This window comes from Thiomonas arsenitoxydans (genome assembly GCF_000253115.1).
In the GTDB taxonomy this organism is placed as follows: domain Bacteria; phylum Pseudomonadota; class Gammaproteobacteria; order Burkholderiales; family Burkholderiaceae_C; genus Thiomonas; species Thiomonas arsenitoxydans.
On sequence record NC_014145.1, the window covers coordinates 778,651 to 793,923 of the forward strand.

The following is a 15,273-nucleotide window of genomic DNA, read 5'->3' on the forward strand; positions in this document are numbered from 1 at the left end:
ACATCACACTGTGTTCACGAGACACGCAGGAGAACCCAATGCCCACAAGAATTCTGCTCGTCCGTCATGGCGAGACCGGTCTGACGCTGGAAGACCGCTTTGCCGGATCGAACGATATATCGTTGTCGAACGAGGGCCGAGAGCAGGCTGCGAGCCTGGGAATCAGGTTGTCCAGCGTGTCCATCGCTGCGGTCTATGCCAGCCCGATGGCGCGAACCCTGGAAACCGCCCGGATCATCGCAGGCCCGCACAATCTGCCCGTGCAAGTCGTTGATGCGCTGCGCGAGATCGACTACGGCAACTGGGAAGGCCTGACCCGGGACGAAGTCACCTGCCGATTTCCGCAGGCCTACAGCCTGTGGGAGGAAGACCCGCTACTGGTGGCGCCCGAAGGCGGCGAGTCGGGACTGAGCGTCATCCACCGGGCGTTGCCGATCATGCGCGAGATCATCGAGCGGCACCGGCATCAGACCGTGCTGGTCGTCTCGCACAAAGGCACCAATCGCCTGCTTGTCAGCAGCCTGCTGGGCCTGGATGCGCGCGGCTACCGTGAGCGCCTCGATCAAAGCCCCGCGGCGCTGACCATTCTCGATTTCATGAACGAGGTTCGCCCGCGCCTCAAGCTGTTCAACGACGTATCGCATTACCAGTCATATCCCGAGCGCGAGATTGCCGAACGCACCTCGAAATGGTGGCGTCCGACTGTGGAGGGCTGAGGGTGTTGCGGCCGGGGCCGCGTACAGGCGCTCCTTCGGCGTTCAATGTTTCTGCACTTCGGGCAAGGTCGTGAAGTGCTCGACCACCGGCGGCTGCGCGAAATAGGGGCCGACAATCGCCCGCCACTGCGAGAATGCCTCGGACTGGCGAAACCCCACGGTGTGGTCTTCCAGGGTGGCCCAGCGAATCATCAGCAGGTAGCGTTCGGGCGTTTCAATGCCTTTGCGGATCTCGTAGCCTTCGAATCCCTTGGCATGCGCGATGACGGTGTTCATGCCATGGACGATGGCGGCTTCGAATTCGGCCTGACTGCCGGGCCGGATCTGAATATCGGCGAGTTCATGAATCATGTTGGGAAGTCTCCAGAGTTGGGTTCAACGTTCCTGATCGGTGGGGCGCATCAAAATTTCATTGATGTTCACATGCGCGGGCTGGCCGGCACAGAACACAATGGCGCGGGCGATGTCTGCGCTTTGCAACTGGCGCATGCTGTCGGCCCAGTTGTTGAGCGCCGTCTGCGTGGGCGCGTGGGCGATATGGTCGCGCAGCTCGGTCTGCGCCACGCCAGGCTCGATCACGGTGACGCGGATATTGTCTTTGTAGGCCTCGCGCCGCAGCGATTCGCTAAAACCCACCACGCCCCATTTCGAGGCCGAATAGCCCCCGCCGTTGGGGTTGGCTTGCCGCCCGGCGGTGGAGGCCATGTTGAAAATGTGCCCGTCCTTCCTGGCGCGCATACCGGGCAGGGCGGCCTGGCAACTGGCCATGAGCGCGAGCAGGTTCAGCTGGATCATGTGCTGCCAGCGGGTCATGTCCGCACTGTCGATGGGCTCCAGGTACATGACCCCGGCGTTGTTGACCAGGATGTCGAGGCGGCCGAAATGCGCTTCGGTATCTTGCACGATGGCCTGCGCGGCTTTGACTTCGGCCAGGTCAGCAGGAAGAACCAGCACCTCGCAGCCCAGTGCGCGCAGGCGCGCGGCCAGAGCGTCCAGCCGGTCGCCGCGGCGTGCGCTCAGGGCCAGGCGCGCGCCGGCCTGGGCGAACAGTTCGGCGGTCGCTTCGCCGAAGCCGGATGAGGCGCCGGTGATGAGAACGACGCGATCTTTAAGCGATGCAGGAGCGAGATTCACGGACATGTTTTTTCTCCTTGGGCAAAGCCAGAGACTGTACGCGCGTGGCGTGTTTTGTGCAGGCGCGCGAACCGCGAAACTCCGGTGGCCGATGTCGTCCTACGCAGTCCCATCCGGCACGGTCTTGGGCGCTTCGGTGCTGCCTTCCGCAGCCGTGGTCAGGTGCAGCTGGGCGTCGCCCTGGAGAATGTCTTCCAGCTCGGCGCGGGCGTTTTTCGACAGGGCGATGAGCGCGGCCCTGTCGTGAAACACGGCCTGCTGACGGTCGAGCACTCGCAGGTCGTGGGCGGTGAACAGCGCGACCACGCGGTCGGCATCGACCTCGGGCTGCACGGTCTGCAGTGCCCGCCGTCCCAGCTCCACGCTGGTGCCCCAGGTTTCGCGCAGCACGTCTTTCACGCCAAGCTCGCGCAGGCGCATGAGATGGGTGCGGTTGCGCGCCCGCGCCAGCAGCGGCACGTCGGGGAAGTGGGTGCGCAGCAGCTCGGCGATCTTCAGGCTGGCCTCGACGTCATCGACGGCGAGGACGAACAGCCGGGCGTCCTGCACATGGGCGGCGCGCAGCAGCGACAGGCGGGTGGCGTCGCCGTAGTAGATCTTGTTGCCGAACTGGCGCACGAAATCCACCTGTTCGGCGCTGGCGTCCAGCGCGGTGAACGCCACGCCTTGCGCGTTGAGCAGCCGTCCGACGATCTGGCCGACGCGCCCGTAGCCCGCGATGACGACGGGCTGGCCGGGTTCGTCGATAGTGCTGAAGGGCGGCGCCTGACGGCTGCGCGCCCACGGCTGGATCAGCCGGTCGTTGAGGATGAGTAGAAACGGCGCCAGGGCCATGGAGACGGCCACCGCCACGGTCAGCAGCTCGGCGGTGGGGCCGCCGAGCAGACCGCCATTACGCGCGCTGGTGAACAGCACGAAGGCGAATTCGCCGCCGCAGGCCAGCAAAATGGCCAGCGGACGGCTGAGCGCATCGTCGCCGCCGATGAGCCGTCTCCCCGCATAGAGCGTGAGGGCCTTGAGCAGCAGAATGCCTGCCCCCAGGCCGAGCACTTGCAAGGGCTCGGCCATCACCAGTGGCAGCGCAATGCCCATGCCCACTGCGATGAAAAACAGGCCGAGTAGCAGACTCTCGAAAGGCTCGATGGCCGCCTCTAACTCATGGCGGAATTCCGAATCGGCCAGCAGCACCCCGGCGAGAAACGCACCCAGCGAGGCTGACAGACCCACGCTGTTCAGCCCCACGCCGATGCCCACCGCGCCCAGCAACGCGGCGGCGGCGAACAGTTCGCGGTTGCCGCCACCGAACCGCGCCACATAGCGGAACATGGTGGCTAGCACCGGCCGCCCGGCCAGGGCCACGACGAGCAAAGCCGCCAGCGCGGGCCAACCCGGCGCCTGCCCGCCGGCGCCGGTGAGGGCGAGCAGCGCCAGAATGGGAATCACGCTCACGTCCTGGAACAGCAGGATGGCGAAGGTCTCCCGGCCGAAGCGCGTGGTCAGTTCCCGGCGCTCGGCCAGCAGCGGCAGGATGTAGGCGGTGGACGACATCGCCAGCGCCACGCCCACCAGCGCGGCGCCCGTCCACCCCAGGCCCAGCGCCGCGGCGATGGCGGCAACCGGCAGCGCCACTCCGGCCATTTGCAGCGCGCCCAGGCCGAACACCTGTCGCCGCAGCGCCCACAGGCGGCTGGGCTGCAGCTCCAGACCGATGAGGAACATCAGCAGCGTGACGCCCAGCTCGGCAGTGTGCAAGACCGACTCCGGTCGGCTCACCACGCCCAGACCGTAAGGCCCGACGGCGATGCCCGCCACGAGATAGCCGAGCACTGAGCCCAGGCCGAAGCGTTTGAACAGTGGAACCAGCAGGACGCTGGCGGCCAGCAGGGTGAGCAGGGCGGTGGCGGACATGGGGCGATGGTACGAACAGCCGCCGTCTGGCGCTGCCGTCCGGTGCGCCTATCGCGCTCCGGCCGAAGCCGCTGGCAATGGGCCGATGGCCGACGTGTCGCCCACGCCCCAGCCGCCGCCCAGCGCTTGAATCAGGGCCACGCTGGCGGCGTAGCGGCGGTTCAGCAGGGTGAGCTGCGCATTGCGCGCGCTGGTGGCTGTGGTCTGCGCGGTGATCACGTTGAGGTAGGGCGCGGTGCCCGCCTTGTACTGGTTTTCGGCCAGACGCAGCGAGACCTCGGCGGCCTGCACCACCTCGGCCTGTTGCTGCGCCTCTTGTGCCGGGATGCGCTGTGCGGCGAGGTTGTCTTCCACCTGTTGCAGCGCGGTCAGCACGCTCTGGCGGTAGTTGGCCACCGTCTGGCGGTAGGCCGCCTGACTGCTTTGCACCTGTGCACGGCGCAGTCCGCCGTCGAACAATGTGGCCGCGAGTTGCGGGCCGATAGACCAGAACAGCGAGGGCGCGGAAAACAGCTCGGCAATACGCGCGGCCTGGCTGCCGCCTTGAGCGGAGAGTGTGAGGTTGGGGAACCAGGCGGTCTGCGCCACGCCGATCTGCGCGTTGGCCGCTTGCACCTGGGCTTGGGCCGCGGCCAGATCGGGGCGGCGCTGCAGCAACTGCGCGGGGATGCCCGCAGGAATTACAGGCACTTCGGGCAGGGTGTCGCTGGCCGACAGGGAGAACTCCGCCGGGGGCTTGCCCACCAGCACAGCGATGGCGTTCTGCAACTGCACGCGGGTCACGCCCAGATCGGTCAGGCTGGTCTGCGCCTGCAACAACTGGGTGCGCGCCGAGGCCACGTCGGCGGCGGTGCCCACCCCGGCCTTGTAGCGGTTGTCGGTGATCTGCAGAGCGCGCTGGTAGGCGGCCACGGTGTTTTGGGCCAGCACGATCTGCGCGTCCACGGTGCGTAGTTGCAAATAGCTGGTAGCCAGAGTCGATTGCAGGCTGAGCTGGGTGTTGGCCAGGGTGGCGGCGCTGGCGGCAGCGGTGGCCTGCCCGGCTTGCACCTGCAGCCGCACTTTGCCCCACAGGTCGGGCTCCCAGCTGGCGCCGAGCGAGGCGCTCAGGCTGTTGCCCACGGCGCCGTTGCCTGCTGTTCTGGCGCGGTTGGCCGAAGCCCCGGCAGTGACTGCAGGGTAGTAGGCGGCCTGGGCTTGTGCCACCGCAGCTTGCGCCTGATCGTAAGCGGCGAGCTGGGCGGCGAGGCTCTGGTTGTGCTGCGCCACCTGGGTTTCAAGGCCGGCGAGCACTGGGTCGTCGAACACGCTCCACCACGCGCCGCGTGGCGCCGCGGCCATCGCCTGCGCGGGTTCCCAGTCACTCTGAGCTTGGGCGTAGCCTGCGGGCAGGGCGATTTTCACCGGGGCTTCAGGCGGCGTGGCGGCGCAGGCAGCCAGCGTCAAGACCAAGGGGACGGCGAGCGACAGGCGGGGTGGGACGATGGTTTTCATGAGGTTCAGGCCGTGGAATCGAGAGCCGCCGGGCGGTCGGTGCGGCCGAATTTGCGCAGCGTCCAGCGGCGCAGGCGGTCGAGTTCGAGGTAGATCACCGGGGTGGTGTAGAGGGTGAGCGCCTGGCTGACGATCAGTCCCCCGGCGATGGAGATGCCCAGCGGCTGGCGCAACTCGGCGCCGTTGCCGGTGATGAAGGCCAGCGGCAAAGCCGTGCCCAGCGCGGCCAGCGTGGTCATGAGGATGGGGCGCAGCCGCAGGGTGGCGGCCTGATAGATGGCGTCGCGCGGGCTGGCGCCATGTTCGCGTTCTGCGGTGAGGGCGAAATCGACCATGAGGATGGCGTTTTTTTTCACGATGCCGATCAGCAGGAACACGCCGATGAGCGCGATGATGGAAAACTCGGTGTGCGTGAGCTGCAGGGCCAGCAGCGCGCCTAGGCCAGCCGGGGGCAGGGTGGACAGAATGGTGAGCGGGTGCAGGGTGCTTTCATACAACATGCCCAGCACGATGTAGATGGCGAAGATCGCGGCCATGATGAACAGCGGCTCGTTTTTCAGCGTGTCCGAGAACAGTTGCGCCGTGCCCTGGAAACCGCCGTGAATCTCGGACGGCAGGCCGATGGCGGCGGTGGCGTCGTCGATTTTGGTCTGGATGCTGCCGAGCGACACGCCCTTGTCGAGATTGAACGAAATGGTGGACGAGACGAACAGCCCCTGATGGTTGACCGCCAGCGGGGTGTTGGTCAGTTCCTGATGCGCCAGCGCCGAGAGCGGTACGCGCTGGCCGTTGCTGCCCACCAGAAAAACATCGTTCAGTGCCTGGGCGTTGTTCTGATATTGCTGCGCGGCTTCCATCACCACGCGGTACTGGTTGAGCGGCTTGTAGATGGTGGACACCAGGCGCTGGCCGAAGGCGTCGTTGAGGGTCTGATCGATGGTGGACACGGCAATGCCATAGCGCGCCGCGGCCGCGCGGTCGATCACCAGAGAGAGCTGCAAGCCGTTGGCCTGCTGGTCGCTGTTGACGTCGTTCAGGCCCGGAATGCGCTTGAACGCGGCCAGCACCTTCGGCTCCCATTCGCGCAGGGTGTTCAGGTCGGAGGCCTGCAGGGTGTATTCATACAGTGCCGCCGAAGGCCGCCCGCCGGCGCGGATGTCTTGCACCGGGAACATGAAGGTCTGCGTCCCGGGCACGCGCGACAACGCCCGGCGCAGCTCGACGATGATGCTCTGCACGCCTTTGCGCTGATCGATCGGCTTGAGCTGCATGAACATGAAAGCGCTGTTGGTCGTGCCGCCGCCGGTGAACGCCACCACGTTTTCCATACCCGGGTTCTTGCGCACGATGGCAACGATCTGCTGCAACTTTTTGCTCATGTCCTGGAACGAGATCGACTGATCGGCCTGCACCGAGCCGATCAGCAGCCCGGTGTCCTGCGTGGGGAAGAAGCCTTTGGGCACGACCTTGAACAGATACACCGTCAAACCGATGGTGGAGAAAAACAGCACCAGCATCAGCAGCGGATGCAGCAGCGCCCGGCGCAGGCTGCGGGCGTAGCCGTGATGGACATGATTCCAGCCCCGCTCCAGCCAGGAGCTTGGTTTGGGCGCGCCGTGAGCCGGGCGCGCTTGCGGCCGCAGCCAGCGCGAGGCCAGCATGGGCGTGACGGTGAGCGACACCAGCAACGAGATGCCGATGGCCACCGACAGCGTGACGGCGAACTCGTGAAACAGCCGCCCGACAATGCCGCCCATGAACAGCACCGGGATGAACACCGCCACCAGCGAAATGCTCATCGACAGCACGGTGAAGCCCACTTCTCGCGCGCCCTTGAAGGCGGCGGCCAGCGGCGACAAGCCTTCCTCCACATGGCGCATGATGTTTTCGAGCACCACGATGGCGTCGTCCACCACAAAGCCGGTGGCCACGATCAGCGCCATCAGCGAGAGGTTGTCGAGCGAATAGTCGAGCAGCCACATGGCGGCGAAAGTGCCCACCAGCGACAGCGGCACGGCAATAGCGGGAATGAGCGTGGCGCGCCAGTCGCGCAGGAACAGCCAGACCACGGCAATCACCAGCAGCACCGCGAGGATGAGGGTTTTTTCCACCTCGTCCAGCGACGCCCGGATGGTGGTGGTGCGGTCGGACATGAGGGTGATGTTGATGGCCGCCGGGATCGAGGCTTTGAGCTGCGGCAGCGCCGCCTTCACCCCTTCGACCGCATCGATGATGTTCGCCCCCGGCTGGCGGTAAATGATGAGCTGCACCGAGGGCTGGCCGTTGGCCAGGCCCATATTGCGGTCGTTCTGCAGACCTTCATACACCTGCGCAATCTGGTCGAGGCGGATCGGCGCGCCGTTGCGGTAGCCCACCACGATGTGCTGGTACTGCTGCGGGGTGGAGAGCTGGTCATTCGCGCCCACCTGCCAGCGATGCGTGGCACTGTCGATGGCACCCTTGGGCGTATCCACATTGGCGCTGGCGATAGCCTGGCGCACCTGCTCCAGCCCCAGCCCCATGCCGTTGACGCGGGGCAGGTCGAGTTCCACCCGCACCGCAGGCAGCGCCGCGCCGCCCACGGTGACCGAGCCGATGCCCGCGATCTGCGAAATTTTCTGCGCCAGAATGGTGGAGCCGGCATCGAACATCTGCCCGCGCGACAGGCTCTTGGAGGTGAGCGACAGAATCATGATCGGCGCGTCCGCCGGGTTCATCTTTTTGTACGTGGGCCGCCCGGTCAGGCCGGAAGGCAACAGCGGAATGGCCGCATTGATCGCCGCCTGCACTTCGCGTGCGGCGTCGTTGATGTTTTTCGACAGACTGAACTGCAGAATGACGCGGGTCGAACCCAGCGAACTGCTGGAGGTCATCTGCGAAATGCCGGCAATCGTGCCCAGGCTGCGCTCCAGCGGCGTGGCCACCGTGGCAGCCATGACCTCCGGGCTGGCCCCGGCCATGCTGGCGTTGACCACGATGGTGGGGAAATCCACCTGCGGCAGCGGCGACACCGGCAGCAGCCGAAAGGCGATCAGCCCCGCCAGCAGCACCGCAAGCGCCAGCAGGCTGGTGGCGATGGGGCGGCGGATGAACAGGGCGGACGGGTTCACTGCGCGTCCTCGTCGGACAGCGCAGCAGCCGGTTGCGCCGATCCGAAGGTGCGCGCACGCCAGGCCGCCGTGCGGGTGGCGAGCCGGTCGAACGCCAGATAGATCACCGGCGTGGTGAACAGGGTGAGCACCTGCGACACCAGCAGGCCGCCGACGATGGCGATGCCCAGCGGCTGGCGCAGCTCCGAGCCCATGCCTGTGCCCAGCGCCAGCGGCACCGCGCCGAACAGCGCGGCAAAGGTGGTCATCAGAATGGGCCGCAGCCGCAGGTGCGCCGCCTGCAGCATGGCCTCATCGGGCGGCAGGCCCTGGTTGCGCTGCGCGTCCAGCGCGAAGTCCACCATCAGAATGGCGTTTTTCTGCACGATGCCGATGAGCAGAATGATGCCGATGATGGCGATCACCGTGAGGTCATGCCCGGTGGCCATCAACGCCAGCAGCGCGCCGATGCCGGCCGAGGGCAGGGTGGACAGAATGGTGATCGGGTGGATGTAGCTCTCATACAGCACGCCCAGCACGATATACATGGTGGCCACAGCGGCGAGCAGCAGCCAGAGCTGGTTGGACAGCGCCGACTGAAAGGCGCTGGCCGAGCCCTGGAAGGCGATGGTCACCGAGGCGGGCAGCGCAGCCTGCTTGGCCGCCTGCTTGATCGCGTCGACCGCTTCGCCCAGCGACACGCCGGACGCGAGCTGGAAGGAAATGAGCGCCGCCGGAAACTGGCCCAGATGGTCGATGGCCAGCGGCGTGGCACGCGGCTCGATGGTGGCGATGGTGGACAGCGGAACCGCCTGCCCGTTGCTTCCCGTGAGATACACGCTGTTGAACGCGCCAAGGCCCTGGTCGGGCTGTTTTTCCACGCCGAGCACCACGCGGTACTGCGCCGATTGGGTGAAGATGGTCGACACCAGCCGCTGGCCGAAGGCGTTGTACAGCGCGCTGTCGACCGCGCTCATGCTGATGCCCAGGCGCGAGGCCGCGCTGCGGTCCACGTCCACATAAGCCTGCAAGCCCTGGTCTTGCAGATCGCTGGTCACGCCGGAGAGTTGCGGCAGCGCCTTGAGCCGGTCCATCAGCGCGGTGTTGGCGCTAGAGAGCTGCGCGGCGCTGGTGGCCGACAGGCTGAACTGATAGGGGTAGCGGCTGGCGATGTCGTTGATGGTCAGGTCTTGCACCGGCTGCAGATAGGTTGCTATGCCTTCGACCTTGGCGGCGCGCGCGTCGAGCCGGTTGATGAGGGCCTGCACCCGCGGGCGTTGTTCCAGCGGCTTGAGGTAGATGAGCAGCCGCCCGGTGTTCATGGTGGTGTTCACCCCGTCGATGCCGACCACCGATGACACCGATTCCACCGCCGGATCTTTGAGCAGCGCATCGACCAGCGCCTGCTGGCGCGCGTTCATCGACTGGAACGACACGTCCTGTGGCGCCACGGTGGTGGCCTGGATCATGCCGGTGTCCTGCACCGGAAAGAAGCCTTTGGGAATGAGCACATACAGCACCACCGTGAGCACCAGCGTGCCCGCCGCGAACAGCAGCACCAGCGGCTGATGCCGCAGCACCCAGCGCAGCGCGCGGGTGTAGCGGGCCGAAAGTCGGTCGAAAAACGCGCCGGTGGAACGGAACAACTGACTCTGTTTTTCCTCCGGCGTATGCCGCAGCAGGCGGGCCGACAGCATGGGCGTGAAGGTCAGCGACACGATGGCCGAAATGACAATGGCCACCGCCAGGGTGATGGCGAATTCGCGGAACAGCCGCCCCACCACATCGCCCATGAACAGCAGCGGAATGAGCACGGCGATGAGCGAGAAGGTGAGGGTGATGATGGTGAAGCCGATCTGCCCCGCGCCCTTGAGCGCGGCGGTCAGCGGCCGCTCGCCGGCCTCGATATAGCGCGAGATGTTTTCGATCATCACAATGGCGTCGTCCACCACGAAGCCGGTGGCGATGGTCAGCGCCATGAGGGTGAGGGTGTTGATGGAAAAGCCGAACAGATACATCGCGCCGAAAGTGCCCACCAGCGCCAGCGGCACTGCGGTGGCCGGAATGAAGGTGGCGCGCACGCTGCGCAGGAACACGAAGATCACCAGCACCACCAGCAGCACGGCCAGCAGCAGCTCGAACTGCACGTCGGCAATGGCCGCGCGGATGGTCACGGTGCGGTCGGACAACACCGAGAGCTGCGCGGCGGCGGGAAGCTGCGTCTGCAGGCTGGGCAGCAGCTTGTGAATCGCATCGACCACGGCGATGACATTGGCCCCCGGCTGGCGCTGCACGTTGATCACAATGCCGGGCTTGCCGTTGACCAGCGCGGCCTGCCAGGCGTTTTCGGCGCCCGTGCTGATGGTGGCCACGTCGCCCAGCCGCACCGGCGCGCCGCCGGAGTAGGCGATGATCATGTCGCGGTATTGCTGCGGCGACTGCAACTGGTCGTTGGCGTCGATGCTGAACGACTGCTGGCTGCCGCTGATGCTGCCTTTGGGGCTGTTGACGTTCGCCCCGGCAATCGCGGTGCGAATGCTGTCGAGCGTCAGCCCCAGCGCGGCCAGCGCCGGGCCGTTGACCGTCACGCGAATGGCGGGTTTATGCCCGCCCGAGAGCGTGACCAAGCCCACGCCCGATACCTGCGAGAGCTTCTGGCTCAGGCGCGTATCGGCCAGGTCGTACAGGGTGGTGAGCGGCAGGGTGGCCGAGGTCAGGCCGAGGGTGATAACGGGGGCGTCGGCCGGGTTGACCTTGGCGTAGATGGGCGGCTGCGGCAGGTCGGAAGGCAGCAGATTGCTCGCGCCGTTGATCGCAGCCTGCACTTCCTGCTCGGCTACGGAAAGCGACAGCGACAGATCGAAGCGCAGGGTGATGACCGACGCACCGCCGGAACTCACCGACCACATCTGCGCCAACCCCGGCATCTGCCCGAACTGCTGTTCCAGCGGGCCGGTGACCGAGGAGGCCATCACGTCCGGGCTGGCGCCGGGGTAGAGCGTGGTGACCTGGATGGTGGGGTAATCGACTTCGGGCATCGCGGCTTGCGGCAGCAGCTTATAGCCCACGAACCCGGCCACCAGCACCGCAATCATCAGCAGCGTGGTGGCGATGGGGCGCAGGATGAACAGCCGTGAGGGGCTCGGCCGGTCTTCGAGCGGCTCCCCCTCCCAACCTCCCCCACGAGTGGGGGAGGAGAGGTCGGCGCTGCGCGTTTCCTTCGGATGCCCCTCCCAACCTCCCCCATCCGTAGGGGAGGGGTTTGCTCCCTCTCCGCTTTGCGGGGAGGGCTGGGGTGGGGAGGCTTTATCGTCGTGTGGCGCACTCATGCTCAGCGTGCTCCGCTGGCGGCGGGCTTGGCGTGGGCGTCAGGCCGGGCACGCTCCTTACCGGCGCCGCCTGCGGACTGCACCATTGCCTGCACCACTTTCACCTCGCGGCCGTCGCGCAGGCGGTCGAGGCCGTCGGTGACGACGCGCTCGCCCGGCTTCAGGCCGCTGACGATCTGCGTGAGGTTGTCAAACGCCACTCCGGTTTTCACCACCCGCATGTTCACTTTGTTGTCCGGCCCGATGACATACACATAAGTGCCGGGCGCGCCAACCGCCACGGCGGTGGTGGGCACCACGATCGCGTCAGGGATGGTGCGCACCAGCAGCCGCACGTTGACGAACTGGTTGGGGAACAGGGTCAGCTTCGGGTTGGCGAACTCGGCGCGCAGATTGAGGGTGCCCGTCGTGCTGTTGATCTGGTTGTCGGCCGCGACCAGCTTGCCGGTTTCGAGCAACTGGGTGTTGCGGGCATCCCAGGACTGCGTTTGCAACTGCTTGCCCGCCATGAGCTGGCTCACCACCTCGCCAATCTGCTGCTGCGGCAGAGCGAAGGTCACGTCCACCGGCTGCACCTGCGCGATGGTGGCAACCGGCGAGGCCGAATTGGTGCTGCTGCTGGTGTTGCTGCCCACGGCGCCCGAAGTCGTCACCATATTGCCGGCGTCCACCGGGCGCAGGCCGGTGAGGCCGCTGACCGGGGCGGTGATGCGCGTCCAGCTCAGTTGCAGTTTGGCGTTGTCGAGCGCGGCCTTGTTGGCGTCGAGCGTGGCTTTGATCTGGGCCACGGTGGCGCGCTGGTCGCTGACCTGTTGCGCCGAAATCGAATCTTGCTTGAGCAGGGTTTCATAGCGCAGTAAATCGCTTTGCGCACCGGCGAGCTGCGCCTGCGTCTGCTCCAGTTGCGCCTGCGCCTGCTCCACCGCGATGCGGAAAGGCCGCGGGTCGATCTGCGCGAGCAACTGCCCGGCCTTGACCGTCTGCCCCTGCTTGTAGTCCACGCTCTGCAGCAGTCCGGCCACCCGCGGCATCACGTTCACATAGCTGCGCGGCGTAACCGTGCCCAGCGCGGTCAGCCAGACCGGCACGTCCTGCGTTTTGGCGACGGATGCCGTGACCGGCTGCGGCGGCATTTGCCCTTTTTCCATTCCGCCCGGGCCGCGCATCTGCGCCTGCGCCGGGTGCTCGCTGCCCAGCAGGGCCAGACCGCCCGCGGCGAGCAGGGCCACGCCCAGCCCGCCCCAAAGCCAGCGGCGGGCGGTCAAGGGACGGCGATGTTGGTCAGGGGAGGGGGAATTCGCAGTCATGGGCGGGGTGTCACGGTGGAAAAACAGATCGGTTGGCAGTCTTCACATCCTGCCAGCGCGAGGTGAAAGTCGTGTGCAGGCAGTGTGAAGAAGTATGTCGCTTTGAGTCTGCCGCTGGGGCGTCAAGCCTTGGGCTGACGCTGATGATTCCAATACACCTCGGTGCTGGCGGCGTCGCCCGCGCGGTTGAGCGTGCGCGCCAACACGAACAGCAGATCGGACAGGCGGTTGAGGTACTGCAGCAGCTCGGCGCGCAGCAGCGTGGGCGCCTGCTCCCCGCCGGCCTGCGCCACTTCGCAGGACACCGCCACCACCGCCCGCTCGGCGCGGCGGGCCACGGTGCGGCACACATGCGCCTGCGAGGCCGTTTGCGTGCCTCCGGGCAAAATGAACTCGGCCAGCGGCGGCAGTTTGGCGTTGTAGTCTTTCAGCGCGTCATCGAGCGCGGCCACCTGCTCGGGTTTGAGTAGGGTCATCCCCGGCACCGAAAGCTCGCCGCCGAGATCGAACAGATCGTGCTGCACCTGCGAGAGCAAGGCGTCGATGGCCGGCGGCAGCCCCATGCTGCGCAACAGCCCGAGATGCGAGTTCAGCTCATCGACCTCGCCCAGCGCCTGAATGCGCGCGGCCGATTTCAGACAGCGCGAGCCGTCCCCCAGCCCGGTGGTGCCCGCGTCGCCAGTGCGGGTGGATATGGCGGTGAGGCGGTGGCCCATGGAGACTTGCCCTTTTCGGATGGATAGACGAAATCCGAAAGAGCATAGTGAAGTTCCCGGCGATTTTCTGGCGCCGGGAAATCGCACAAACTCGCACAGGCCGCGGGCCGTCGTGCGGCGCCCGCCTCGGCCTTCAGGCCGTCTTGGGCACTGATTTTTTCATCAGTACGGCGTAGAGCACGCTGGCGACAATCAGCCCGACCACCCAGGTCACGTCGGCCCCACCGATCATGCTGGCAACCGGGCCGGTGAAAAACGGCATGCTCATGAACGGCACCTCGACCAGAATGGCCACGGCGAAGGCGATCAGGGCGGGCCAGCCCCAGGCGCCGTAGCGGCCGTGACGGTCGTAGATGTCCGGGATCGAATACTCACCGTGACGCAGCAGGAAGAAGTCGGTCAGGTTAATGGCTGACCAAGGGACGAACACATACATGAGGATCAGCAGCAGGTTGTTCAGATAGGCCATCACGCTGTTCGCCCCGAGGATGGCGATCAGGCTGCCAATCACCGCGCCGGTCGCCCCAAGGCCAATCCGCCACCACTTGCCATGCTGCAGTGTGGATTGCCGCAGCCCCGCACTTGAGCTGAGGATGGTGAGGGTGGACAGGCTGCCGCCGTAAAGGTTCAGCGCATTGACCACCACCACACCTGCCAGAACGATGAACAGCACAGCGCCGTACAGCCACGCCGTCGGCCCACTGAACAGACCCGAGAACGCCGCGGTTGGGTCGGCCGACGCCACCTTCTGGTTCAACAGCCCGAGCACCACGCCGACGAGCATCGCCCAGCCGGAGCCGATCATCGAGCCGAAATAGGTATTCCAGAAAATGGCGCGCGCCGAAGTGGTTTTGGGCATGTAGCGCGAATAGTCGGCGACGTAAGGCCCGTAGGTGATTTGCCACGTGGCGAAAATGGAAATGGCCACCAGCAGCATGGGCAAAGACACGGCTGCCGCAGCTGCTGGCGAGGCGGGCATGGCCGTCAACTTGCTGATGGCCAGCACGGTCGCCACGATGAAAATGGCCGCAAACACCCACGCGGCCCATTTGGCGTAGCGGTGAATGGTGTCGTAGCCCAGCGCCAACAGCAGGAAAGTCAGCAGATTGGTGATGAGGATGCCGATGGGCTTGGACACACCCAGCAGCAGCGCCACGGCCGAGCCGCCCAGAATAGCGCTGCCCGAGAAAAATCCCAGATACATCAGCACGACAAAGGCGAGCGGAATATTGGCGCCCAGCACACCAAACTGCGCCCGGCTCTGAATCATCTGCGGAATGCCGATGCGCGGCCCCTGCACCGCATGGGCCGCCATGACGAAGCCGCCCAGAATGTTTCCCAGCACCACGGCGAACACACTCCACCACAGACTCAGGCCGAGTTCGATGGGAATCACCCCCACGGCCACCGCGGTGATCTGCATATTGCCGGAAAAGAACAGCGTGAACATGGAAAACACCTTGCCATGCCGTTCGCTTTCCGGAACGAAATCAATGGTTCTATGCTCAATCACCGCCGTTTCTTGTGCCATGGAACACCTGCCCTTCGTGGAGTTGTGCCGTGCCGGTTGTTGGGTGAGA

The 15,273-nt window shown here is 65.9% G+C and carries 10 protein-coding genes; 1 reads left to right on the plus strand and 9 read right to left on the minus strand.

From position 1 onward, the window contains the following. The first annotated feature begins 38 nt into the window (after positions 1 to 38). Complete coding sequence (locus tag THI_RS03580; RefSeq protein WP_013104862.1) at positions 39 to 716, plus strand: histidine phosphatase family protein; 678 nt, start codon at positions 39 to 41, stop codon at positions 714 to 716. 42 nt (positions 717 to 758) lie between these two features. Here the strand turns inward: THI_RS03580 and THI_RS03585 are convergent, their stop codons facing one another. From THI_RS03585 to THI_RS03625, 9 genes are all read right to left on the minus strand, one after another. Then, complete coding sequence (locus tag THI_RS03585) at positions 759 to 1,067, minus strand: antibiotic biosynthesis monooxygenase family protein (RefSeq protein ID WP_013104863.1); 309 nt, start codon at positions 1,065 to 1,067, stop codon at positions 759 to 761. Between the two features lie 24 nt (positions 1,068 to 1,091). Continuing rightward, positions 1,092 to 1,856 carry an SDR family oxidoreductase gene (locus THI_RS03590; protein ID WP_013104864.1) on the minus strand — a complete coding sequence of 255 codons (765 nt, stop codon included), beginning with the start codon at positions 1,854 to 1,856 and terminating at the stop codon, positions 1,092 to 1,094. 93 nt (positions 1,857 to 1,949) lie between these two features. Next, positions 1,950 to 3,758 carry a cation:proton antiporter domain-containing protein gene (locus THI_RS03595; protein WP_013104865.1) on the minus strand — a complete coding sequence of 603 codons (1,809 nt, stop codon included), beginning with the start codon at positions 3,756 to 3,758 and terminating at the stop codon, positions 1,950 to 1,952. A gap of 48 nt (positions 3,759 to 3,806) precedes the next feature. Further along, complete coding sequence (locus THI_RS03600; protein ID WP_013104866.1) at positions 3,807 to 5,252, minus strand: efflux transporter outer membrane subunit; 1,446 nt, start codon at positions 5,250 to 5,252, stop codon at positions 3,807 to 3,809. 5 nt (positions 5,253 to 5,257) lie between these two features. Continuing rightward, complete coding sequence (locus THI_RS03605; protein ID WP_013104867.1) at positions 5,258 to 8,362, minus strand: efflux RND transporter permease subunit; 3,105 nt, start codon at positions 8,360 to 8,362, stop codon at positions 5,258 to 5,260. After that, positions 8,359 to 11,670: an MdtB/MuxB family multidrug efflux RND transporter permease subunit gene (locus THI_RS03610; protein WP_013104868.1), complete on the minus strand. Its 3,312-nt coding sequence runs from the start codon at positions 11,668 to 11,670 to the stop codon at positions 8,359 to 8,361. Before THI_RS03610 ends, THI_RS03605 begins: the two co-directional genes overlap by 4 nt. A 2-nt stretch (positions 11,671 to 11,672) precedes the next feature. After that, positions 11,673 to 12,977: an efflux RND transporter periplasmic adaptor subunit gene (locus THI_RS03615; protein ID WP_013104869.1), complete on the minus strand. Its 1,305-nt coding sequence runs from the start codon at positions 12,975 to 12,977 to the stop codon at positions 11,673 to 11,675. A 122-nt stretch (positions 12,978 to 13,099) separates the two neighbouring features. After that, positions 13,100 to 13,693, minus strand: coding sequence for a cob(I)yrinic acid a,c-diamide adenosyltransferase (locus THI_RS03620; protein WP_013104870.1), 594 nt, complete (start codon positions 13,691 to 13,693; stop codon positions 13,100 to 13,102). 133 nt (positions 13,694 to 13,826) lie between these two features. After that, a complete protein-coding gene (locus THI_RS03625; RefSeq protein WP_013104871.1) occupies positions 13,827 to 15,224 on the minus strand; it encodes a purine-cytosine permease family protein in 1,398 nt (465 codons plus the stop codon). Positions 15,225 to 15,273 lie beyond the last annotated feature (49 nt).